This is a genomic window from Chondrinema litorale (assembly GCF_026250525.1).
Classification (GTDB): Bacteria; Bacteroidota; Bacteroidia; order Cytophagales; family Flammeovirgaceae; genus Chondrinema; species Chondrinema litorale.
In genome coordinates, this window is record NZ_CP111043.1 from 1,842,572 (window position 1) to 1,866,373 (window position 23,802).

Annotated in this window: 18 protein-coding genes; 8 read left to right on the forward strand and 10 right to left on the reverse strand. The window is 34.3% G+C overall.

Annotated features, from left to right (window positions below; genetic code table 11):
• Entirely contained in the window at positions 1 to 561 is a 561-nt protein-coding gene (locus OQ292_RS07700; protein WP_284685474.1) for a SiaB family protein kinase, read from the reverse strand.
• Positions 562 to 879: 318 nt separating this feature from the next.
• Between OQ292_RS07700 and OQ292_RS07705 the strand changes: the two genes are divergently transcribed.
• Positions 880 to 1,995, forward strand: coding sequence for a DUF1573 domain-containing protein (locus OQ292_RS07705; RefSeq protein WP_284685475.1), 1,116 nt, complete (start codon positions 880 to 882; stop codon positions 1,993 to 1,995).
• 51 nt (positions 1,996 to 2,046) lie between these two features.
• On the opposite strand, the gene OQ292_RS07710 is transcribed toward OQ292_RS07705, so the two are convergent.
• From OQ292_RS07710 to OQ292_RS07720, 3 genes are all read right to left on the reverse strand, one after another.
• Complete coding sequence (locus OQ292_RS07710) at positions 2,047 to 3,549, reverse strand: M20 family peptidase (protein ID WP_284685476.1); 1,503 nt, start codon at positions 3,547 to 3,549, stop codon at positions 2,047 to 2,049.
• Positions 3,550 to 3,672: 123 nt separating this feature from the next.
• Positions 3,673 to 4,206 carry a GNAT family N-acetyltransferase gene (locus OQ292_RS07715; protein ID WP_284685477.1) on the reverse strand — a complete coding sequence of 178 codons (534 nt, stop codon included), beginning with the start codon at positions 4,204 to 4,206 and terminating at the stop codon, positions 3,673 to 3,675.
• A gap of 17 nt (positions 4,207 to 4,223) precedes the next feature.
• Entirely contained in the window at positions 4,224 to 5,813 is a 1,590-nt protein-coding gene (locus tag OQ292_RS07720) for an ABC-F family ATP-binding cassette domain-containing protein (RefSeq protein ID WP_284685478.1), read from the reverse strand.
• 263 nt (positions 5,814 to 6,076) lie between these two features.
• Here OQ292_RS07720 and OQ292_RS07725 point away from each other — a divergent pair, with 263 nt between their 5' ends.
• The gene (locus OQ292_RS07725) at positions 6,077 to 6,640 is read left to right on the forward strand and encodes a hypothetical protein (RefSeq protein WP_284685479.1); all 564 of its coding nucleotides are present in this window, start codon (positions 6,077 to 6,079) and stop codon (positions 6,638 to 6,640) included.
• Between the two features lie 3 nt (positions 6,641 to 6,643).
• Here OQ292_RS07725 and OQ292_RS07730 read toward each other — a convergent pair whose 3' ends face one another.
• Together OQ292_RS07730 and purL are read right to left on the reverse strand one after the other, a co-directional pair.
• Positions 6,644 to 7,240, reverse strand: coding sequence for a hypothetical protein (locus tag OQ292_RS07730; RefSeq protein ID WP_284685480.1), 597 nt, complete (start codon positions 7,238 to 7,240; stop codon positions 6,644 to 6,646).
• Between the two features lie 302 nt (positions 7,241 to 7,542).
• The gene (gene purL, locus OQ292_RS07735) at positions 7,543 to 11,235 is read right to left on the reverse strand and encodes a phosphoribosylformylglycinamidine synthase (RefSeq protein WP_284685481.1); all 3,693 of its coding nucleotides are present in this window, start codon (positions 11,233 to 11,235) and stop codon (positions 7,543 to 7,545) included.
• A 282-nt stretch (positions 11,236 to 11,517) separates the two neighbouring features.
• Between purL and OQ292_RS07740 the strand changes: the two genes are divergently transcribed.
• The 3 genes from OQ292_RS07740 to OQ292_RS07750 all read left to right on the forward strand — a co-directional run bounded on the left by OQ292_RS07740 (position 11,518) and on the right by OQ292_RS07750 (position 16,525).
• Entirely contained in the window at positions 11,518 to 13,782 is a 2,265-nt protein-coding gene (locus OQ292_RS07740) for a SpoIIE family protein phosphatase (protein WP_284685482.1), read from the forward strand.
• An 85-nt stretch (positions 13,783 to 13,867) separates the two neighbouring features.
• Complete coding sequence (locus OQ292_RS07745) at positions 13,868 to 15,034, forward strand: AIR synthase related protein (RefSeq protein WP_284685483.1); 1,167 nt, start codon at positions 13,868 to 13,870, stop codon at positions 15,032 to 15,034.
• Positions 15,035 to 15,217: 183 nt separating this feature from the next.
• Positions 15,218 to 16,525, forward strand: coding sequence for an MFS transporter (locus OQ292_RS07750; protein ID WP_284685484.1), 1,308 nt, complete (start codon positions 15,218 to 15,220; stop codon positions 16,523 to 16,525).
• A 65-nt stretch (positions 16,526 to 16,590) separates the two neighbouring features.
• On the opposite strand, the gene OQ292_RS07755 is transcribed toward OQ292_RS07750, so the two are convergent.
• A complete protein-coding gene (locus OQ292_RS07755) occupies positions 16,591 to 17,157 on the reverse strand; it encodes a DUF2911 domain-containing protein (protein WP_284685485.1) in 567 nt (188 codons plus the stop codon).
• A gap of 175 nt (positions 17,158 to 17,332) precedes the next feature.
• Here OQ292_RS07755 and OQ292_RS07760 point away from each other — a divergent pair, with 175 nt between their 5' ends.
• Both OQ292_RS07760 and OQ292_RS07765 read left to right on the forward strand, forming a co-directional pair.
• Positions 17,333 to 17,953 (forward strand): N-acetylmuramoyl-L-alanine amidase, encoded by a 621-nt coding sequence (locus tag OQ292_RS07760; RefSeq protein WP_284685486.1) that lies wholly within the window; start codon positions 17,333 to 17,335, stop codon positions 17,951 to 17,953.
• Between the two features lie 161 nt (positions 17,954 to 18,114).
• Positions 18,115 to 19,578 (forward strand): helix-turn-helix domain-containing protein, encoded by a 1,464-nt coding sequence (locus OQ292_RS07765; protein WP_284685487.1) that lies wholly within the window; start codon positions 18,115 to 18,117, stop codon positions 19,576 to 19,578.
• 2 nt (positions 19,579 to 19,580) lie between these two features.
• Here the strand turns inward: OQ292_RS07765 and OQ292_RS07770 are convergent, their stop codons facing one another.
• Both OQ292_RS07770 and pfkA read right to left on the reverse strand, forming a co-directional pair.
• On the reverse strand, positions 19,581 to 20,699 hold the full coding sequence (locus OQ292_RS07770; protein WP_284685488.1) for an MBL fold metallo-hydrolase: 1,119 nt from the start codon (positions 20,697 to 20,699) through the stop codon (positions 19,581 to 19,583).
• Between the two features lie 164 nt (positions 20,700 to 20,863).
• Positions 20,864 to 21,835 carry a 6-phosphofructokinase gene (gene pfkA / locus OQ292_RS07775; RefSeq protein WP_284685489.1) on the reverse strand — a complete coding sequence of 324 codons (972 nt, stop codon included), beginning with the start codon at positions 21,833 to 21,835 and terminating at the stop codon, positions 20,864 to 20,866.
• A 251-nt stretch (positions 21,836 to 22,086) separates the two neighbouring features.
• On the opposite strand from pfkA, the gene OQ292_RS07780 reads away from it, so the two are divergent.
• Positions 22,087 to 23,136, forward strand: coding sequence for a glycosyltransferase family 39 protein (locus tag OQ292_RS07780; RefSeq protein ID WP_284685490.1), 1,050 nt, complete (start codon positions 22,087 to 22,089; stop codon positions 23,134 to 23,136).
• A 16-nt stretch (positions 23,137 to 23,152) separates the two neighbouring features.
• On the opposite strand, the gene OQ292_RS07785 is transcribed toward OQ292_RS07780, so the two are convergent.
• Positions 23,153 to 23,797, reverse strand: a complete 645-nt coding sequence (locus OQ292_RS07785; RefSeq protein WP_284685491.1) for a hypothetical protein — start codon at positions 23,795 to 23,797, stop codon at positions 23,153 to 23,155.
• Positions 23,798 to 23,802: the final 5 nt, after the last annotated feature.

Genomic DNA, 23,802 nt, shown 5'->3' on the forward strand with positions numbered 1-23,802 from the left:
TTAATTTATACTCTTGTTTATTTTAGCTGAAAGAATAAAGAATGAATTATTGTGATTAATCTCTCTGATTTCGTAATCTATTCGATTACCAGATTTACGTCTAATATCAATAAAACCTAGGTTAGCACCAGGCTTATCAGGACGCTGAGGCATTTTCCTTCTCTCCTTGTATAAGTTCTTAAGTTCGTCTTCATTCATGTCGTTAATTTCCTCGAACCTTTCACCTATTTCTACTCCATCTTTTTGATCTATAAAATTACCAGAAGTAATTACATAGTAACTTTCTGTTTCACTAATTGCTAATACACCTACTCCTATTTCTCTTTCGTATTTGTTGGAGTAAATTTTCTTTGCAGAATAGTGATGAATATTTTGTCCCATCTCTACTACCAATGAGAAGATTCTTTTAGTTAATGTTTTTGCATTATCATTTTGCTGCAAGCTGATGTTGATCAACCCAATAGTATCCTGAGAAAAACTACCATGAAATGCAAGAGATATTGCATTTCTCTCTAAATCTTCATGGAACCTTCTCAAACTGAATGAATCATAATATTCCATTTGGAGCTTTTTGTTTTAACTTACATCAAAAAATTCAGATCTTTTGTTTTTGTGTGTGATAAGACACATAACTGAATTATCTGATTTCTTAACTTGTTTTTAATGGGATTATTACTTCATTTAAATCATTTCAAATTCATTAAATTGGAGTAATAGTTAAACTATACTTACATGTAGTAATTGTCGTTTGACAATAAATTTTTGATCTTATTAAAATACGTTTGCATTTATCATCATAGAATAGTTCTTGCTAAGGCATTGGATATAATTTTTTAACTTCACATATATTTATTTTTAATCTGAAAGGAAAAGTTTAGCATGGCAACTTTTTATAAAATATCAACTCTAGTATTATTAATTTTTAGCTTCTCATTTGAGGTTTCTGCCCAAGGAAAAATAAAATTTGAAAAAACAGCTCATGTTTTTGGCGATATAAAAGAGGAGGCTGGTCCAGCTGAAATTGAATTTAAATTTAAGAACGAAGGTAGAGAGCCTTTAAAACTTACTTCAGTGAGGGCATCATGCGGTTGTACTACACCAGAATGGAGCCAAGAAGAAATAGCTCCAGGTGCAGAAGGCAATGTTACAGCTTCTTATAATCCCAAAAACCGCCCCGGACAATTCAATAAATCTATTACAGTAAAAACTAATGGAGACCCAGAAGTAGTTGTTTTAAGAATTTCGGGAAATGTTATTCCAAGACCTAAAGGTGTACAAGATTATTACCCGATGGAAATTGGCAACTTGCGTTTTAAAACTACTCACGTGTTTTTTGGAGATGTAATGCACAATGGTACAGATACCGCTTCTACATTGGTGTACAACCAAGGCGATACTCCTGTAAAGCTAAATTTGGAAGCAAGCAGGCTGCCATCACACATTACCATGACAGCAGATAATGATGTAGTTAATCCAAAAGATACAGTACGATTAAGTTTTACTTTTGATGCTGTAAAGAAAAGTGATTGGGGGTATAACTTTGATTACTTCAAATTCATTACAGACGATACAGATACACCTGAAAAAAGATTGAATATTTCTGCTACAATAAAAGAAAACTTTGGTGAAATATCAGCAGACATAAGCAGACCAAAAGTGAAGTTTAACAAACTAAGTCACGACTTTGGCAAAGTATCTCAAAAAGACAAAGTTTCTACCTCTTTCACCATTACTAATGAAGGTGATGCACCGCTTTTAATTAGAAAGACAAAAGCATCTTGTGGTTGTACTGCTACCAAACCCAATAAGACACAATTGGCTCCGGGAGAATCAACTACTATCGATGTTACCTTTAATACTGGTTCTTACAAAGGAAAGCAAAAGAAAAGTCTTACGGTGATAGTAAATGACCCTGCAAGACCAATGACTACTCTTTGGATCGAGTCTGATGTGCAAGTTGCTACAACAGATAACTCAAATGGTGGAGAAGAATAAAATATAAATCTCTTAAAAAAAAGAGAGGCCCTTTTAAGAGCCTCTCTTTTTTTATTTTAAGTTTCCTGCATTTTTTATTATCTGATAATAAAAGACGATTGACTTTTTGTAATCTTCTATGCTCAATCGCTCATTAATATCATGAAATCCGATTGGATCTGTAATCGGTGTAAAGCGGTAAATATTTTCACAAATCTCATTGTAGTATCTAGAGTCAGTTCCACCTACAACCAAATAAGGAGCTACATTCACTTCTGGAAATATTTGTAAAATACTCTTCTCAATTAGTTTAAAGCCACCATTGCTAGTTGGAGACACTGGTGAAGGCTCACTCAAGAAATTCCCTTTTTCTACTACTATTCTATCATCAGCAACTACTTCCTTAATATGAGCCACAACATCATCAGTTGTTTCACCTGGTAAAATTCTAAAGTTAACAGTAGCCTTAGCTTTTGTAGGCAATACATTGTCTTTGTACCCACTATTAAAAATGGTTGGCGCAGTAGTAGTTCTTACAGTTGCATTCCCTACTGATGAGCCTTCGTAAATCTTTACCATCAAACCTTCAAAAAGCCATAAATTGGCAAATACGATTCTTTCTGCAAAAGGCATTAATGGACCAATATTTAATAAAAACTCTTTTGCGGGTGGTGTTAACCTAGATTCTGGTTGTTGCTGTCTAAGTTTTACAATGGCATTAGATAATACTTCTATAGCCAAATCGTCTCCGGGCATAGAAGAGTGCCCACCGGGTAAATCTACAGAAAGAGTAGCTGAAATAAAGCCCTTCTCTGCAATACCAACTAAAGCAACTGGAGCAGTAACATTAGGGATCTTATTGGTAGTGATGATACCACCTTCGTCCATCACAAACTCAGGGTAAACTTTCTCAGACTTTAGTAATTCTACAATAATTTTTGCACCTTCTTCTCCACCAAGTTCTTCATCGTGACCAAAGGCAAAATATATGGTTCTTTCTGGTTTATAACCTTCACGAAGTAGCTTTTCGGCAGCTTCCATGTTACCAATTACACTAATCTTATCGTCTACAGCTCCACGACCCCAAATAAATCCATCTTTAATTTCACCACCAAATGGAGCTACATCCCAAATGCTATTAATGTTAGCTTTTAAATCGTCTGGAGCTTTTTCTGTTTTTAGAGATGACTGAGGTGCAGCAACTGGTACTACATCCATATGACCCATAAAAACCACTGGCTTTAAACTTGAATTTTTACCTTCCCATTTGTAAAGCAAACTAAATCTGTTTACAATCCTTTTTTCCAGAAGCGAATCTGTATAAGGATAGGTTTGCGCTAAGAATTTGGCGAAATCTAAAAAGGGAATAGAATCGAAATCTGCCTCACTTTCATGAGAAACTGTAGGTATTCTTATAGCAGAAGCAAATCTTTCAATAGCCGCTTCGTCTGTTTCTGGAATTTCAACTGGTTCAACTGAAATATCTTTTGGTTTCATTTGAATTGTATTCCATAGTAGCACTGCTACAAAGCATACAGAAAGCAAAAGAAAACCTAATAGTAGTTTTTTTATCATGTTAATTTAAATAATTGATCGTAACTGAAAAGTACAGTTTTATGTTTTCTAAAACAATAAAAAATTAACTTATCTATGATTTTTTTGTACTTTACCATGATTAAAAAATAATATTATAACACCTTATCTAATTTTCAATTGGTAATAATCACTCAGTTGGTCATACACTGACTTAGATTCAAGGTAAGTAAATCCATTTTTCATTAAAAGCATTTTCGAAGCTTCGTTCAGTGGATTAATTATACCGATAAGCTCATTTAGGTTTTCAAATTGCAAGGCGTAATTAATCAAACTTTTTGTAATCTCGCTACCATAACCTTTTCGCCAAAACTCTGGCAATAATGCATAGCCTATTTCGGCACATTCTTTAGACATCAGTACTATCTTGCTTAAACCAATAACTGTATTAGTATTTTTATCAAAGACTGCATAATAACCAAACTCATTATGCCTACCATTTACTTCCATTACAAAGTCGAACCTTTTAAGGCATTCTTCTTCATTCAAAGCTTTGCCCGTAATGTATTTCATGGTCTCATAATTCATACTTTGCCTTTTATATTCCGGCAACATTTTATGTATATACTTTTTAAATAATATTCTATTACTTATAGGAGCTCCCAAAGGCGTTTGCTCCTTTAAATTTTCTGCATCCATATGTAAAAATTAAATATTTATAAAGCTATTACCTTATTCAGTTGCATTTCACTTTTAAACCATTGATCGTGAGAAATTACAATGAGTGTACCTTCATACTCAGACATGGTATCTGTGAGTACTTTCATGTTTTTTATATCGAGGTTATTGGTTGGCTCATCAAGTATAATTAAATCTGGTGATTGATTCTTGATCATAATGCAACAAAGGCAAATTCTTAACATTTCTCCCCCACTTAAAGCAATACATTTTTTATCCCAACTTTCAGCACCAAATAAAAATCTATTTAATCTAATCTTCAGCTCATGTTCTGGAAGCGCATTTTCGTTGAAAGATTCTGCTTGTTCATAAACTGATAAAGCTCGATCTAACATAGTGTATTCTTGATCAATCATTACCCAGTCTTTCACATGAGTTGAAACAGTACCTTTTGTAGGTTTTAATTGCTGAGTGAGTAATTTTATTAATGTTGACTTCCCACTTCCGTTGCCTCCTTCTAAAGCTATTCTATCACCAGAATATATGTTGAATGATTGATCTTTTTCGAATACATTCTTCTGCCTATTAAAAGTAAAGTTCATATTCGAAGCTTCAAATAGCAATTTGCCTTTATGCAAATTACTACTTTGAAAATCCGTTTTCATTAGGTTTTCAGCCTGCTTTTTTGCTTTTAGTTGGGTAATGCTCTCCTGAGCCGAATCTAACTTTTTGGTTTGTCGCTGTTTAATAGTCGACATTGTTTTTTCGCTAGACTGCTTCAATGCATTTACGGTGAGTTTATCAGTTCCTTTATTTTGATGTTTCTTTTCTCCACGACTACTAGCTTTCTGTTTATTAGCAGCTATTTCCCTTTGTTTTTTATGTTGAAGGTTAAGTGTTTTACTTTCATGCTCAATTTTTTGATTGAGCGCTAATTGCTGCTGTTCTTTCTGTTCTTCATAAAAGTCATAATTTCCACCATAGCTGTTTATACCATTTGGTGTTAACTCTGCAATTGTATCACAGAAATTAAGCAATGCTCTGTCGTGACTTACCATGCACAAACCTGTATTTGTTTGCTTAACCCAATTGTACAATATTTCTCTCGAATGCACATCTAAATGGTTGGTTGGCTCATCCATTAGAACTATATCTGGTTTGATAAGCTCTATAGAAGCTAAAAGTGTTTTTGTTTTTTCTCCTCCACTTAATCTTGAGAAATCAGTCTCTAATGAATAGTTGATATTCCATTTGGCCAATGCTCTTTGCGCTTTTTCTTCAATTTCCCAATCATCTGCCAAAGTTTCAAAAAACGCAGTTTCTGTAGAACCTTCAGTTATTTTCTGTAATGCAAATATTTTGTCTGAAATACCTAATGCTTCAGAAATCGTTTTGTGAGCAAACTGTCCATAATGCTGTGGTAAATAATGGATAATACCTTGCCTTTCTACATTACCAGTAGTAGGTTCTAAATTACCAGCAAATATTTTTAATAAGACAGATTTTCCAGTACCATTATCGGCTACCAGACCAGTTACTTTTCCTCTTAAAATATTAAAATTAACATTTTGAAATAGGGTTCTTCCTGCGGGAAGGGTGTATGATATATTTTGAGCTACTAATGTCATGATTTCTATTTGTAGAATGATTTGTTATTGCTGTAAAGGCAGGATGTGAATAAAAAATCATGACAAAAAATTTAGTTTAACAATACTTCAAATATAGAGGATGAGCTGAAAAATGAGAATATAATTTTACAAATGGACAAATTTTACTTTTTCAGGTTAAAATGAATGAATTACATCATTTTTTGTCATTTACCGAATGCCATTATTTATTGGTTTACGTATATAGCATTATTTAACTCTAGCTCAAATTTAACTGTACCGTTATGAAATGCACATTGATTATTTTATCGTTATTTTTTGCTTATAATGTTGCTGGTCAGACTATTTCAGAAAAACTTGGCGGCGTAAAAACTGATTTTGAGTTTTATTCAAATGGTGAACTTTATCCAATTGTTAGCCAGCATATTTTTCCGGAAGAAAAAACTCATACGGTGAGTTCAGAATACAATAGAACATTGATGCTTGGTGATCCATCTCAGGTATATACCACAAACTCATTTATACTTTCTTTTGCTTCAAATTTTGATATCCATAAAGATTCACTTTATGAACAAGATAGAAAACAATCTTACTATGAACTAAAGCTATATGATGACTACGACAAACTAATAGGGGTTTATAGATTAGTAGACGTTGAAGAACACCCAAGAACAAAGTTTTTTCCAGGAAGAAAGTATGATTTTACTTCTGGTGAAAAGTTTGAGTTCCCTTATTATATATACAGTATTCAGATTGATGAAATCCCTATGATTCTGCTAGATATGACTAAAAAAATTGATATCACTTATTCATTTGAAACTTGGAAACAAGAAAAAAATAAAAGCTGATTTTTAGAGAACATACTTAAGCAGATAGTTTAATAGCATATTCATCAACTGAAGGATAGCAAAACCCGGAATAATGATTAACAAGCTAATTACTATGTTTTTAATATTTGGTTTATCTGTAACATTAAGAAAAAGCATTTTTAATATTGTTAGAAGTTTTTCTCTATTCATCAAAAGAATAGTAAACAAACAGAGTAAAAAGAAAATGGCATTTACTGTAGCTCCATGAGGGATTTGGTAAAAAACGTCCACCAAAACGATGTTTACTAAAATGGGAATCAGGATAAAAACTCCTAACAACCTCGTTTTTCTGGGGAATAATAAAATAGCTCCAATTATCTGTGTTATTCCAATAATGTAGGCATAGTAAACTGAATGCCCGAAAAATACCCATGTTAACTCAAACCCAGAAAGCTCACCGACAGGTCTCTCCAACATTTCTCCTTCAAAAACAAACTGACCTTGTACAAGCTTGGCATAACCATAAGCTAAAAGATAAAATCCAGCATATACACTTATTGCCAATTCAATCCGCTCTTTTTTGAAAAAGGATTGAATGCTATTCGTCATGGATTTATTAGTAAATGTTGTTTGCGACATGAAAATAATAGATTTAAAAAAATTCAATAATTAGCTTTTTCTTTTATGCATACAGGCACTACTTGCGACTGATGTTTCTGTGTGATTATATCTCCATATAATTCTGGCCTTCTTGTTTTTCCTTATCTGTAACCAACTTTTTAATTTGAAGCTATCAAATTCATTCTTAACAGAACTGACGCTGTATTTTTTTGCATAAAAAAAGTCTGTAATTTCTGATTAGAGAAATATACAGACTTATTATTTGTAAGTAAATGAGAAAAATGATGAAACGTCAATTAATTAACCTTTCAAAATTATCTTTATAAGACTTTAGACTTCACCCACTCTCTAGCATTTACAAATGCTTGAATCCAAGGAGAAACTTCGTCTGCTGATCTTGTTTCGTCATAATATGCCCAGTTCCAAGGGAAAATTGTTCTTTCGAGGTGAGGCATAATCGCTAAATGTCTGCCATTTGCTGAGCTTATTGCTGCTGTATTGTAATCTGAGCCATTTGGATTACCCGGATACGCCTGATAACTGTATTTACCAACAACATTGTAAGCACTTTCTTCCATTGGCATGTTGAATTTACCTTCGCCGTGAGCCACCCAAATTCCCATGCGTGTACCAGCAAGGTTATTAAACAATACCGAATCATTTTCAGGAATATCCATGTTTACAAAACCACACTCAAATTTACCTGAGGCATTATGCAACATCTTAGTTTTTTGTGGATGTTCTGGATTAAGCAAGTTAAGCTCAACCATTAACTGGCAACCATTACAAACACCTAAACTCAATGTATCTTCTCTTGCATAGAAGTTATCCAATGCTTTTTTCGCTTTTTCATTATAAAGGAAAGCACCAGCCCAACCTTTTGCAGAACCCAATACATCTGAGTTAGAGAATCCACCAACAAAAACAATAAAGTTTACATCTTCCAATGTCTCTCTTCCTGCGATTAGGTCGGTCATATGCACATCTTTTACATCGAAACCGGCGAGATACATAGAATAAGCCATCTCTCTATCACCATTTACCCCTTTCTCTCTGATGATGGCTGCTTTAACACCCGTTGGAGTTCTTCTTGTCGGATCGATGCCTAAATCTTTAAACTTACCTGTAAAACCAGCAGGGAATTTATAAGTAAGCTCTTGAGATTTATAGTTCTCGAATCTTTCTGTAGCTAGTGCTTCACCACTTTGCTTTTTATCTAAAAGATAAGAAGTTTTCATCCAAACATCACGAAGAGCATTTACATCAAATTCTTGAGAAGTGCCATTTTGTGAAATGCTTAGTTTTCTTGCTTCAACTACTTCACCAAGTACTTGTACTTCAACACCTGCATTTGCAAGAATTTCTTCTGCTTTGCTATCTGCACTAACTTGAACAATTACACTTGGATTTTCACTGAATAGTACACTTATCAAATCTTTGCTTTCAAAAGCATCCAGATTGATATTCATACCATAATTATTTCTAGCGAAGAGCATTTCTAACAATGCAGTTACCATACCTCCGGCAGAAATATCGTGTCCAGCTAAAATCTCATCATCAATAATTAATTGTTGTAATGTGTTGAAAGCTGTTGCAAAATATTCGGCACCTTTTACTTCTGGTACTTCATTACCAAGTTGGTTGATAACTTGTGCAAAAGTACTTCCACCTAGTTTGAAGGTATCACCAGAGAAATTGATATATAATAATTTGCTTCCGGCTTCTGGTTTCACTACTGGGCTTACAATTTTAGTAATATCACTAACCTCACCAACAGCAGAGATAATTACTGTACCTGGAGAGTAAACTACGCCATCAGAATACTTCTGCGTCATAGAAAGTGAATCTTTACCAGTTGGTATGTTAATACCTAGTTTGCAAGCAAAATCACTTACTGCCTCAACAGCTTTATATAAGCGAGCATCTTCTCCTTCATTTTTACATGGCCACATCCAGTTTGCACTTAAAGAAACTGATTTTAATTGATGGTCGAGTGGCGCCCAAACTAAATTGGTAAGAGATTCGGCAATGGCTGTTACTGCACCAACATCAGACTTAATTAAACCAGCTACTGGCGCATGTCCGATAGAAGTTGCAATACCTTTTTTACTTAGGAAATCTATCGCCATTACAGCCACATTATTTAATGGCAACTGTACAGGTCCGGCAGTTTGTTGCTTCGCTACTTTACCAGTTACACAACGGTCTACTTTGTTGGTTAACCAATCCTTACTAGCAACAGCCTCTAATTGAAGAACTGCTTTTAAATATTCAGTTAGTTTGTCAACAGAGTATGTTAATGGAGCAAACTCTTCTGTAACTGCTTTATCTTGCATTACAGTTTTGGGAGGCTTGCCAAACATGTCTTCCAACTTCCAGTTGATTGGTTTATCACCAGAACTTTTATCTTCGAAACAGAAATGCATGTCTCCGGTAGTTTCACCTACTACATACATTGGACTTCTTTCTCTGGCTGCAATTTTCTGTAAAACTTCTATGTGCTCAGGTTTCATTACCAAGCCCATGCGCTCCTGTGATTCATTTCCTACAATCTCTTTTGCAGAAAGGGTTGGGTCTCCTACTGGTAACTTATCCACATCGATGGTTCCACCAGTTTCTTCAACTAGCTCAGAAAGACAGTTTAAATGACCACCAGCACCATGATCGTGAATAGACACAATATGGTTATCATCAGCTTCGGCAAATGCTCTAATGGTATTGTACACCCTTTTCTGCATTTCTGGGTTTGAACGCTGTACTGCATTTAACTCGATGCTATTAGCAAACTCACCAGTAGCTACTGAAGAAACAGCACCACCGCCCATACCGATTCGGTAATTATCTCCACCAAGTACTACTATTTTATCTCCTTTCTCAGGTATACGTTTCTTGCTATCGCGAAGACAACCAAAACCGATACCACCAGCCATCATAATTACCTTATCAAAGCCGTATCTCTTATCTCCTTCCTGATGTTCAAAAGTAAGAACAGAACCACCAATTAGTGGCTGACCGAATTTGTTCCCAAAATCGCTCGCACCATTAGAAGCTTTTATCAAAATATCCATTGGCGACTGGTACAACCACTTTCTCTCGTCCATGCCTTTTTCCCAATCTCTGCCTTTTTCTAATCTTGAGTAAGAAGTCATATACACAGCAGTTCCTGCTAATGGCAAACTGCCTGTTCCACCCGCCATTCTATCTCTAATTTCACCACCAGAACCAGTTGCTGCTCCATTAAATGGCTCTACTGTTGTAGGAAAGTTATGTGTTTCTGCTTTTAGAGAGATTACTGTATCAATGTCTTTAATTACAAAGTAATCTGGCTTATCGTGAGTTGCGGGTGCAAACTGTTCTATTTTAGGCCCTTTTATAAAAGCTACATTATCTTTATAAGCAGAAACCAGAATGTTAGGATTCTCTTTAGAGGTTTTCTTAATGAGTTGGAATAAAGAAGATGGCATTACTTTTCCATCAATCACAAATTCACCATTAAAAATTTTGTGTCTACAGTGCTCCGAGTTTACCTGAGAAAAACCAAAAACTTCACTGTCTGTTAGTTTTCTTCCAAGTTTTTCACTCACACTATCCAAATAGGCGATTTCATCATCACTCAGTGCCAGACCTTCTTTTTTATTGAAAGATGCAATATCTTCAATAAACAAAATAGGATCAGGTTTTTTATCTATAGTGAAAATTTCTTGATCCAGACCTTCATACATTGCCTGCAACATAGGGTCAAAAGCTGTTTTTTTATCATCAACAGCCATAAACTCTTCAATTCGCTTCAAGCCATCAATGCCCATGTTTAAGCAAATTTCCACAGCATTGGTACTCCATGGAGTAATCATCTCTTTTCTTGGGCCTACAAAAAAACCTGTTAGTTCTTTAGCATCCAGAAATTTTGCATCTCCAAATAACCATTTGAGGCTGTTAAGAGCTGATTCGCCCAGCATATCTGTAGTATGGCAGGCTATTATTTTACCACTTTGATTTTCAAAAAAAAGTATCATTTGAGAAGGACTGCTTATTATTTAAATCAATTCAGTGGCAAATTTATACATTAATTTTTCCTGTGAGATTTTTATAATAGAAATTAACAAGTTGCTTGCTAAGTTTCCTATTTCTTCCATGTTATTTTCCAGTCTTAATGCTGAAAAAATTTATTGATATGATTTAATTAAATTATTCTTTATAAATGCTTTTAATAAAACTAGAAGGCTTGCGTTGTTAAGGTGCTTTTAATTAACAAACCATATAATCAACTGTGCTGCGACTAATCAAGCATTTTTAGCATGACAAGAACTTTTATAATATTTTTCAACTCAATTTTATTCAGCCTTTTAATCAGCAATTCACTTTTTGCTCAGGAAATTAAATCAATTAAAGGTTTTGTAATTGATGAAGACGGAGCACCAGTTAATGGAGTGAAAATTTCTCTGGGAAAAGGATACGTTATTACTGATAAAGATGGGAATTTTATTGCCGAAGTAGGTGAAGGCAATGAGGCTTTTGATAATATCCAGTTTTTTAAGCGTGGACATGCATTAAAAACTTGGGAAAAAACTCAGAAAAACGGCGATGAGGTTTTAAAAATATTCACTTCCTATACCGAATTTGAACTACTCGGTAAAGCTTTTGACGAATACGGTGAAGTTCTTAAAAATACAGAAGTGGTACTTGCTACCGCAGATCCACAAATTATAGCTCAAACAAATGATAAAGGCATATTTTCTATGCATATTCCCGCTTATGTGAGAGTAAATAAGAAAAGTGTATTTATTATGAAGGGCAGAAAGGTAGAAAGTGAAGGCATTGAATTTCAGGAGAAAGGAGGTATTCTACATGTTGCTTTGCCAGTAAAAATGCAAAAAATTGTAGTTTTTGACGATAGCAACCAAAGACTTGAGAGTTTTGAAGTTAAGGTAAACGGGAAAGGTTACACTACTAATAATAAAGGTGAAATAAATATAAGACTTGGTGATAAGAAAGATAACACTTTTACAGCTCCCGGTTTTGCACAAAATGAAGTAAAATACCTTTCTGCAGATCAGATTATAATGGTTTACCTTAAAAAATCTGAATTTGATAATACAGAAGTAAAAACTGATACAGATCTAAAAACAACCGATACAAATGGTGATAAGGATGAGTTAATTGCCACAACCAAAACAGAAGACCTTGTTGAGCAATATGGCAAAGATTTCAATTACATCATCAATGAGTTAGAGCTCGAAAAGCAAATGCTTATTGAACGAAGCAACCAGATTCGAACTGAAATGGAAAAGGTTGCAGAGAAAATGAATAAAGAAGAAGAACTCAATGATGATGAGAAAGAAATGCTTAATGAGTATATGACTCAACTCGAAAGTCAGCTTATTGAAAATGATTTAGCTTACGAAGATGCTCAGGTAAAAACAAAAGAAATTATAGACCGCATGAAAATGGCAATGATGAATAAAGATTCATTAAACCAAGCCACCGAAGAGAAACTGGAAGTAGCGGTAATTGAAAAGCAAAAAGTTGAAGAAGAGCTCCAAAGAGATATATTTATTTTTTCTGTAGTTGCCTGTTCTTTACTAGCCATACTTGGAGTAACAGTATTTTCAAGTAGAAGAATTAAGAAACAAAGAAATGAGTTGGCAATAGTAAACCAACAGTTAAATGAAGCTAAAGATGAGCTAGTTGAAAATGTAAAAGAGATCCACAGCCAAAACGAAGAAATTAAAAAACAGTCTGAAGATCTTAAAATACTGAACATAGAAGTAACTCAGAAAAACAAAAAGATTACGGATAACATCCGATATGCTTTAACTGTACAAGAAGCATTGTTGCCATCTCAAGACAAAATGAAAAAGTATTTAAAAGACTTTTTCATCACTTACTTGCCTAAAGACATTGTATCTGGTGATTTTTACTGGTTCACCCATATTCCGGCTGAAGATGGTGCTACTGAAAAATTATTTATTGCTGCTGTAGACTGTACCGGTCATGGTGTGTCTGGAGCATTTATGTCTTTAATTGGTAGCACTTTGCTCAACGAAATTGTTAACCAACGTCAGATTCACAAAACAGATGATATTCTTTATGAGCTCAACAGAAATGTAGCTCATCAACTTAAGCAAAAAGAAAATGCCGGAAATGATGGCATGGACTTGAGTTTATGTTGTATTGAATATAAAAATGATGATACTGTAACGGTAAATTATTCTGGTGCAAAAAGACCTCTTACCTATTTCGATCATAAAACAAAGGAAATTAAGAGTATAAGAGGTGATAGAAAGTCTGTAGGTGGTAAACACAATCTAGATTATCAGTTTTCAAACCAAGAAATTCAACTACAGAAAGGAGATTGTATTTACCTTGACTCAGATGGTTTAACAGATCAGAATAATTCTCAGAGAGAAAGGTTTGGGACTCAGCGTTTACAGAACTTATTGTTAGAAATTGCTGAAAATCCAATGGTAACTCAAAAGAAAATTCTGGAAGAAAATCTGGAGAATCATCAAGGTGATAACGAACAAAGAGATGATATTTTAGTGATAGGCATCCGTCTATAATCCAAACAAATCTTATACTCACATAACAGATTGTATTTTCGAAGGGCTATTTGCCCTTTTTTTATTTTCTTTGCAAAAAAAAAGCATGTCAGAAAGATATAACAATCGCGGAGTTTCAGCTTCTAAAGAAGACATTCATGAAGCTATTAAAAATATAGATAAAGGATTATACCCTAAAGCATTTTGTAAGATAGTACCTGATTTTTTAGGTAATGATTCTGACTATTGCAATATTATGCATGCAGATGGAGCAGGAACAAAATCTTCTTTGGCCTACCTTTATTGGAAAGAAACTGGTGATATGTCGGTTTGGAAGGGAATTGCACAAGATGCAATCGTGATGAATATCGATGATTTACTTTGTGTGGGTGTAACTGACAGCATGCTAGTCTCTTCTACTATTGGAAGAAATAAAAACCTGATTCCGGGCGAGGTAATCTCTGCTATTATCAACGGAACTGAAGAAATTCTGGAAGAACTCAGAAGTTACGGAGTAAATATCTACAGTACCGGTGGCGAAACTGCTGATGTTGGAGATTTGGTAAGAACTATTATTGTAGATTGCACGGTAACTGCCAGAGTTCCAAGAAGTGAAGTAATTGATAATGCCAATATTAAAGCGGGTGATGTAATTGTAGGTTTGGCTTCTTATGGACAAACTAGTTATGAGAAAGAATACAATGGCGGTATGGGAAGTAACGGATTAACTTCTGCTCGTCATGATGTTTTTGCTAATTACATTGCGCAAAAATATCCAGAAAGTTTTGATCCATTGGTGCCTCAAAACCTCATTTATTCTGGCTCAAAGTCTTTAACTGATACTTTAGAAGGACTTTCTGTAGATGCAGGTAAACTTGTTTTATCTCCAACGAGAACTTATGCTCCTGTCATCAAAAAAGTACTAGAAGAACACAGACCAGAAATTCATGGTATGGTTCATTGCAGCGGTGGAGCCCAAACAAAAATCCTTCATTTTGTTGATAACCTCCATATTATCAAGGATAATCTTTTCCCTACTCCTCCTCTCTTCAAACTAATCCAGAAGGAAAGTAAAACTGACTGGAAAGAGATGTATAAAGTGTTTAACATGGGACACAGAATGGAATTATATGTTCCTGAAGCACAAGCTCAGTCTATTATTGATATTGCAAAATCTTTTAATATCGATGCGCAAATCGTTGGAAGAGTAGAAGCTGCTAAAGAGAAATCACTCACTTTAACTTCTGAACACGGTACATTTTACTATTCGTAATTTTTTATAATTACTACAGTATTCCATATATTTAAAAATTCAATACCTGTAAATTATACCAACAATTCCCAGTCTTGTAAGCATTAGAGAATTTTTACTCTAATGCAGTCTACTTGTGTAGTATTCTAAACTAACTCAAGTAAATATAAATAACACATTAATTACAAGATGGAATCAAGCGTAATGAAGAAGCCTAGACTGAGCTTCTGGCAAATATGGAACATGAATTTTGGCTTTATGGGCATCCAGTTTGGGTTTGCCCTTCAAAACGCCAACGTAAGTAGAATTTTCGAAACGCTCGGAGCAAACAAAGAAGAAATTCCTATACTCTGGTTAGCAGCTCCTGTTACAGGTTTACTCATACAACCCGTTATTGGCTATTTTAGTGATAGAACTTGGCATTCCAAGTTAGGCAGACGTAGACCTTATTTTTTAATAGGTGCCATACTTTCTTCATTGGCATTAATTGCCATGCCTAACTCTTCTACATTGTGGATGGCAGCCGGAGCACTCTGGATTATGGATGCCTCCATTAATATTTCTATGGAGCCCTTTAGGGCATTTGTGGGAGATATGCTACCAGACAGACAAAGAACATCCGGTTTTGCAGTGCAAACTTTTTTTATAGGTGCTGGCTCTGTTGTAGCATCTGCCTTACCTTTTATCCTCACCAATTGGTTTGGTGTATCCAACACAGCTCCTGAAGGTGAAATACCTCCATCGGTAGTCTGGTCTTTTTATCTGGGAGCTTTCGCTTTTATAAGCTGTATTATCTGGACAGTAACTCATTCTTTTGAGTATTCTCCAAAAGAAATGAAAGAGTTTTCTCAGGAAGGTTTTGAAGAAGAATCACATGGAATTAATGAGTTTTTCTCCTCATTTGTAAAAATGCCTAAAACCATGATTCAGCTTGCTTTTGTACAGTATTTCTCATGGTTTGCCTTATTTTGTATGTGGATTTATACTACCTCTGCTGTAACCCAACATATTTTCGGCACAGAAGACACCACCTCTAAATTATATAATGATGGTGCTGATTTAGTCGGACTTTCTTTTGCTGCTTATAATTTATTTTCGGCATTTCTGGCTTTCTTACTGCCTTATCTGGCTAAAAAAACAAGCAGAAAACTCGTACATATTATTTGTTTATTTACTGGTGCCGCTGGTTTAGCTTCTATCTCATTCATTAATTCTCCTGAGAATGCGAATCTGATCTATCTCTCTATGGTCGGTATAGGTTTGGCTTGGTCAAGTATTCTCACGATGCCTTATGCTATGCTTTCAGGTGCTTTGCCTGCAAATAAAATGGGAATCTACATGGGTATTTTCAATTTCTTTATAGTAATACCTCAAATAACAGCAGCTTCAATACTCGGCTATCTAATGGTAAATTATTTTGATAACCAAGCAATTAATGTGATTATGTTAGGTGCTGTATCTTTTGTAATTTCTGCATTACTCACCTTTTTTGTGAATGATAAAAGTGAATAATACTGGTAAAACAAAAGCCGGATGCTCTTAAACATCCGGCTTTTGTTTTCTATAAATTTTTAAGATCAATTATCTTCTTTTCTCACTAACATCGGAATTCTGATGGAAGTTTTATCCCAAATCAAGAATATATCTGCTCCCAAAGGTGTACCCTGTAAGAAAATTGTAAACTCTCTAAATTGACCGGGTGCTTTATAAACCGGCACTTTGGTTCTAAAAACATCATTTGCCGGAGTATAGTTATATAACCCCCACTGCCCTGGTTCCTTATTGAAAATAATTGTCCACTCGGCTGTATCTGGAATAGTAAAAAGGGCATAAGTACCAGCCTCAAGCAAATTATCATTTACAGTTACATCTTTTGTAATGGTAACTTCTGTGGCATCATCATCACCTGTACGCCAAAGTTTTCTCCAAGGCACATTGTAACCAAAAGGATAAGATGCAGTGTATTTCATGTAAGGGCGACCATAGGTTACTTTGGCATAAAAATCACCTTTCTTGTAATTTGCCAAGCCAACCGGACTTCTTCTTTCTTTTGGGTTTACCTGCTGTGCATAAACCTCCTCAGTATATATGATCAGTAATAAAACAAAAAATGTAAGTACTAAAAAAATCTTTTTGTCTGGCATATCTCTATCAATCTTATTGAAGCAACTGCAAATTAAATAAATTATCAGCAACCCGACTAACGCTTTGCATGTATGTTAATTCTTCTAAATCACTTTAAAAATACCTATCTCAGTGTATTAGCTGTAATGTAATATTTAGTAGATTGTAATTGTAAACCACCTATAAAAATACTAAATGAGCAAATACCTTTGGCTGTTCGACCCAGGACATGGCGGCCTTGTCGCCGGTAATTACCTCACCGCAGGATGTAGAAGCCCACAATGGGAAGATAATTTCCCACAACTTTTCGAAGGAGAATTTACCCGATCAATTATGAGAAGGTTAAATGAAATGTGCCACTATGCAGGTATCGAGTATGTAAATATTGTTTCTGAAGATGACGATACATCTTTAGCTATGCGAGTAAAAAGAGCAAATGATATTTATATAAATAAAACCAATTGCATATACCTCTCCATGCATTCTAATTTAGGTGGTGGCAGCGGTTTTGAAGTCTGGACTAGTAAAGGAGATACCGGTTCTGATATGTTTGCAGATGTATTCTATAATAATTTTATGAACACATTCGCCTTCGACAAAAACATAAAATATCGGGTAGATTTTTCTGATGGAGATGCTGATAAAGAAAGTAATTTCTATGTTTTAAGAAATACAAAAATGCCTGCAGTGCTTACAGAAAGCCTTTTTATGGACAATTCATATGAATGCAAAAAATACTTGCTAACCAAAGAAGGGCGCGATTTAATCGCGGAAGCACACTTTAGAGCTATTGTAGAGATAGAATTAGGATTGTAAAAAGCGTGTTTTTTTAAATCTGCGAATTTTTACTAATTATTAATTTTTCGTTGATCTTAAAAAGCTTTCAATCGTAATTTGTAATTTTAGGCAAATTAGTAAACAACAATCTACAGATAGTGGTCAAAGAAGAAAATATCCGCCTAATTTTCGGTTTAAAGTTGAAGTTACTGCGACAGGAAAAAAATCTTTCGCTTGCGCAATTATCACAGAAAACAGAGATTTCAATTTCGTATTTAAATGAGATTGAAAAAGGTAAGAAATATCCTAAGGCTGACAAGATTTTTGCTATGGCAGAAGCACTTGATGTTTCTTACGACTGGTTGGTTTCTTTAAAACTAAATAAAAAACTAGGGCCACTTTCAGAAATTCTTCAGTCTAATATTCTAAGTGAATTACCGCTAGATGTATTCGGTATTCAACCCGGAAACTTATTAGAATTAATTTCTTCGGCACCATCTAAGCTAAATGCATTTATCAGTACACTGATAGAAATTTCTAGGAATTATAACCTAACTGTTGAAAATTTCTATTTCTCAGTTTTGAGAACTTATCAGGAAATGCACGAAAATTACTTTTCGGAAATTGAAAGAGCTGCCGAAAGTTTTAGAGAAAAGTTTTTAGAAAATAGTGGAGAAGTTCAACTCGATCAGTTAAAAGCATATATTACCGAAAAATGTAATTATGAGATTGATGAAGAATCACTTCATTCTTATCCTGAACTCACCAATTTTAGATCTGTACTAAGAAAAAATAAGGGTAATAAAAGCTTATTAATGCTTGATGGTAGGTTAAGCGACCAACAAAAAATATTTGTACTGAGTCGTGAAGTAGCCTACCACTATTTAAATCTTGGTGAAAGGTCTTTCACCTATGCTTGGCAATCTGTAAATTCTTTTGATGAGATACTGAATAATTTTAAAGCGACTTATTTCGCTGGAGCACTTTTGCTACCAGAGCAAAAATTGGTTGAAGATTTTCAGGCATTTTTTAAGAGAAAAACATGGGATTCAGAAGAGTTTCTTTCAATTATGTTTAAGAACAACAGTTCGCCAGAAACTTTTTTACATAGGCTCACCAGTATACTTCCAAGGCATTTTGATCTAAAAAGAATCTTCTTTATCAAAATAGTACACAAACCACATAAAAACGGAGATAATAACTTTCAAATTACTAAGGAGTTACATCTTTCAGGTTTGCATAATCCTCATGGTACTGTTACTAATGAGCATTATTGCAGAAGATGGCAATCTGTAAATATGAATGAGGAGCTGGCCAGACAATTAGCACAAAACACTTACAAAAATCCGCTTTGTAGTGCTCAAATTTCCAGTTATTCTACCACTCCAAACAAATATTTTTGCATTTCTGTAGCAAGACCTCAGTATCCAAATCCTGAGTTTAATTGTAGCCTTACACTTGGTTTTCAAATGGATAAATCTTTTAGAGATACGGTAAGCTTTTGGAATGACACAAACGTTCCCGATGTTGCTGTAAGCCAATCTTGTGAACGCTGTCCAATTCTCGACTGTGAGGTAAGATCTGCTGAGCCTGTTATCCTTAGAAAAAAGGAAAAAGAAGTACTTATTAAAAACAGACTCAACGAATTATTGAATACTAAATAGGCTTATAACTCCCACCATTTTTTATGGTAAAGTTCAGTATTGTCTAACAATACTTGAATACCAATTTCTGGAGTAATATAAGGCAGGTTTAATTCTTCGGCTTTTGTGCTAAATCTAACAACGGGTTCTGTCCATGAATGTAACGCCAATGTAAATGCACCCCAGTGTATTGGCATTGAAACCTTTGCATTTAAGTCTACACATGCCTGTGCACTTTCTTCTGGCATCATGTGAATATCTGACCAAAGCTTATTATACTGTCCACATTCAATCATGGCAAAATCGAAAGAACCATATCTATTTCCTATTTCTTTAAAATGTGGACTATAGCCACTATCTCCACTAAAGTAAACACTAAGATCTTCGGTTTTTACTACCCAAGAAGCCCATAAAGTGGTTTCTCTATTAAATATACCTCTACCTGAAAAATGCTGTGCTGGTGTACAGGCAAATAAAACATCACCTTGTTTGGCTTCATCCCACCAAGCCATTTCATGTATTTTGTCTTCACTTACTCCCCATGCTTTTAAGTGTGCACCTACTCCTAAAGGCACATAAAAATCTTTAACTTTGTCTTTTAACATCATAACAGACTCATAATCAAGGTGGTCATAATGATCATGAGAAAACAAAACAGCATCTATCTCAGGTAGCTTTTCTACAACAATTGGCAATTCATCGCTGTATCGTTTGGTACCGATCCATGGGTGGGGAGATGGAGATTCTCCCAACATTGGGTCTAGCAGGATTTTTTTATCTCCAAATTCTAATAAAAAAGCAGAATGCCCAAACCATGTAACTCGCGGAACAGAATCAGCATAGTTTACAATATTTAATGAATCTACTTTATAAACAGGAATTTCTTTATCTGGCTGTCTTTGTACATCTGTTCTTCTATATTCTGAAATGAGTGTAAGAATTTTTGAAAAACTCATGCTCATATCTGTATACTGCTGATTTTTAAATTTTCCATCTTTATAATAAGTAAAATTCGCATACTCAGCTTTTTGGCTTTCTGTAGGGCTACCTCCAAACGAAGGATAAAAATTCAGAAATAAAGCTCCTAAGCCTATTACCAAAACAATTATTCCTAATACTGCGAAACCCAGTATTTTAAGCAATTTGAAAAACAAAGACATTATGTAGACTATCTGAGTGATTTTTGAGAAAACAAAAAGGCCTGTTTTTTTAACAGACCTTAATTTCTTAATGAATATATCTTCTAAGGTTATTTAGTTATACAATTAAAAAAATAACCTAGTTCAAATGTGCATTAAAAAGAATCTTAGATACTAAGAATGTTCACCATCTTAATTAAATCTTTATTAAGAGGTTTTTTCAAATTGATACTATCGTGGAAAGAAGTATAAACAACCTGATCGTTTATAATACCTGCCATTACATCTTTTCTACCTTCTAATAAACCTTCAACAGCAGCTAAACCTAAACGGCTACCTAGAATACGATCTAATGCCGTAGGAGCTCCACCACGTTGTACGTGACCAAGTGTAGTCATTCTAATATCCATATGAGGCAACATTTCTTTCGCTTTTACAGAAATGTAATGTGCATCACCTAAATCTTCACCTTCTGCCACTACGATTAATGAAGAAGATTTTTTACGATCTCTACCTGCACTTAGTGTATCAATTACACCTTCGATACTGTCTGGATTTTCTGGTACCATAACCATTTCTGCACCACCACCAATACCAGTTTGTATTGCAATATAGCCAGAATCTCTACCCATTACTTCCACAAAAAATACACGGTCGTGAGAGTCTGCCGTATCTCTAATTTTATCAATTGCATCTAATGCAGTGTTTACAGCTGTATCAAATCCAATCGTATAATCCGTTCCGTATAGGTCATTATCAATCGTTCCCGGTACTCCAATAGTAGGAATTCCGAATTCTTTCATGAATATCTCAGCTCCTGTAAAAGTACCATTACCACCAATGGCTACAATCCCCTCAATTCCTAATTTAATTATATTTTCGTAGGCTTTGTCTCTACCTTGCTTAGTTCTGAATTCGTCTGAACGAGCAGATTTTAAAATTGTACCTCCACGCTGAATAATGTTACTTACATCTTTAGACTCTAACCTTCTAATGTCCCCATCAATCAATCCCTTATAACCTCTAATTATTCCATATACTTCTAAATGATTGTATAGTCCTGCTCTAACTGCAGCTCTAATTGCTGCATTCATTCCAGGTGCATCTCCTCCAGATGTTAATACTGCTATTTTTTTCAAAATCTAGAATTTTTATCAGTAATCTTTATAATGTTGGTCAAATGAAATCCTTTAAAAAGATGGATTACATTTCCGTGTTAGTTTATTTTGCTAAATGATTTCATAGCGAATTTAAAAGCAAGCCTGCCAACAAATTCGCATAGATGAATTCGCATGTTAATAATTAATTTTTGCAACACCAACAAATTGTATTTGGCTTCGCAAATCTATACAAATTTATCAATATCTATTAATAGCCAACAAGTGTTTAAATGAAATTTAGGTTACTGAAATACAGATTTATTTTCCTTCTCTTATTAATGGCATATTTATGCCTACATTTAGTTACACTTACTAGCTTTCCTTTACCTTGGTACGACGAAACTTACATGGCCGCTATAGGTAAAGCATTTCTTGAGACAGGAAGATTCACAAAAACAGTAGCTTTTTATACAGATATACCCACCGAAGATTTACGATATGGCCCTTTTTATTACTTCTTTGTGGCTTTTTTCTTTAAATTTTTTGGCTTTGGCATTTTTCAATATCGATTAATTGCCTTTCTTTCCGGAATATGGACTTTTTGGCTCACCTTTAAACTTTTTGCTACAGAACACAAAAACTATTTTACAACTTGGTGTTTGTTAGCACTCTTTGCTATAGATTCTTTTTATTTTCGGTGTATGCACGAAGGTAGAATGGATTTACTGGCTTCTGGACTGATGTTAACTGCGCATTTAGCCATTCTAAAAATTTTCAAGACAGATGATGCTAAAGAAATTTTTAAAAATATGGTTTTGGCTGGTGCTCTTGCCTCTTTGAGTTTACTTACTTCGCCACGTTTGGGCTTTGCTTTACCCGGAATTGCTCTGTTCTTATTCATCCATTTTCTTACAAAAAAGCCAAAACTACTTTTGAGAGCTTTACTTAGCTTTTTGCTTCCTTTTGTAGCCTTATACTCTATATGGATTTTTTATGCATTTGGAGGTTATATAGAGTTCATTAATTTTTATATCGAAAACTTGGGTTATACTCGGCTAAACGGCTACCCATATTATTTTCCTCGCCAGCAATTGCCTTTATTATTAATATTAGCAATAAGCGTAATAGCAGGAGTATATCTAAAGAAAAAAAGTTACTTCTCACCATTAGCTATACTGGCATTAATCAACATTATCTCTTATTATATAATCGTATATGATAATGGCCCTTATGCCTCACTCATTTACCCTTACATCTATATTTTAATTTTTAAGAATTTTGAAGGTGGGTTTTGGGAAAAAGCTGAAAGTGAAGTTTTTGTATGTAAAGCAACAACATAAGCTTTTGGGGTACAAATTATTTATTTTGTCCCATTTCAGGAACTTTCAACAACTTCATTTCCGATACTTGACACATATTATCATTACATAATGTACTTCCTGTAATACTATCTTTAGCAACTTTGTAACTCATTACTTTTGTTGTGTATAATTTATACGGTATAAACCTTAACCCATAATTATTCAATACAGGAGTATCATTTTCCATATGATCTAATTTTCCATAACAAATTATTAAATCATCAATATTAATTTGGGTGACTAATGAATCCAATCTTGGTTTAGTATAATTCAAATGTTGAGTACTGTATTTAAATTCACCTTCTCCATAAGGAGATATAAACATTATTTCATCCTGAATACTAAAATCTTCAATAAAATCCCAGTATTTATGATCTATGGTTAGTGTTATCACACCGGTATCTCCCACTAATTTGGTTTCATATGACCTTATTACACCAACCCAATTTAATAGAGTATCTAATTCCAAAAATCTATCAGGTTTAGTTTTTATATCATCTGGTAAAATACATCTTGTAGATTTAGTGTAGTACTTCGTTTCCCATTCCTGTGTTTTATACATTCTGGAAGAAGGCCCCATAGGACATCCTGTCATCAAAAGTATTAAGGCAAACAGAAAAAATACACTCAAAATTTTCATTGAAT

Excerpts from the sequence above, each read along its gene's own strand:
- OQ292_RS07705 (WP_284685475.1), top strand. The coding sequence starts at position 880 with ATGGCAACTTTTTATAAAATATCAACTCTAGTATTATTAATTTTTAGC.
- OQ292_RS07700 (WP_284685474.1), bottom strand. The coding sequence starts at position 561 with ATGGAATATTATGATTCATTCAGTTTGAGAAGGTTCCATGAAGATTTA.
- purL (WP_284685481.1), bottom strand. The coding sequence starts at position 11,235 with ATGATACTTTTTTTTGAAAATCAAAGTGGTAAAATAATAGCCTGCCAT.
- OQ292_RS07730 (WP_284685480.1), bottom strand. The coding sequence starts at position 7,240 with ATGTCGCAAACAACATTTACTAATAAATCCATGACGAATAGCATTCAA.
- OQ292_RS07760 (WP_284685486.1), top strand. The coding sequence starts at position 17,333 with ATGAGCAAATACCTTTGGCTGTTCGACCCAGGACATGGCGGCCTTGTC.
- OQ292_RS07755 (WP_284685485.1), bottom strand. The coding sequence starts at position 17,157 with ATGCCAGACAAAAAGATTTTTTTAGTACTTACATTTTTTGTTTTATTA.
- OQ292_RS07715 (WP_284685477.1), bottom strand. The coding sequence starts at position 4,206 with ATGGATGCAGAAAATTTAAAGGAGCAAACGCCTTTGGGAGCTCCTATA.
- OQ292_RS07720 (WP_284685478.1), bottom strand. The coding sequence starts at position 5,813 with ATGACATTAGTAGCTCAAAATATATCATACACCCTTCCCGCAGGAAGA.
- OQ292_RS07780 (WP_284685490.1), top strand. The coding sequence starts at position 22,087 with ATGAAATTTAGGTTACTGAAATACAGATTTATTTTCCTTCTCTTATTA.
- OQ292_RS07750 (WP_284685484.1), top strand. The coding sequence starts at position 15,218 with ATGAAGAAGCCTAGACTGAGCTTCTGGCAAATATGGAACATGAATTTT.
- OQ292_RS07740 (WP_284685482.1), top strand. The coding sequence starts at position 11,518 with ATGACAAGAACTTTTATAATATTTTTCAACTCAATTTTATTCAGCCTT.
- OQ292_RS07745 (WP_284685483.1), top strand. The coding sequence starts at position 13,868 with ATGTCAGAAAGATATAACAATCGCGGAGTTTCAGCTTCTAAAGAAGAC.
- OQ292_RS07710 (WP_284685476.1), bottom strand. The coding sequence starts at position 3,549 with ATGATAAAAAAACTACTATTAGGTTTTCTTTTGCTTTCTGTATGCTTT.
- OQ292_RS07785 (WP_284685491.1), bottom strand. The coding sequence starts at position 23,797 with ATGAAAATTTTGAGTGTATTTTTTCTGTTTGCCTTAATACTTTTGATG.
- OQ292_RS07725 (WP_284685479.1), top strand. The coding sequence starts at position 6,077 with ATGAAATGCACATTGATTATTTTATCGTTATTTTTTGCTTATAATGTT.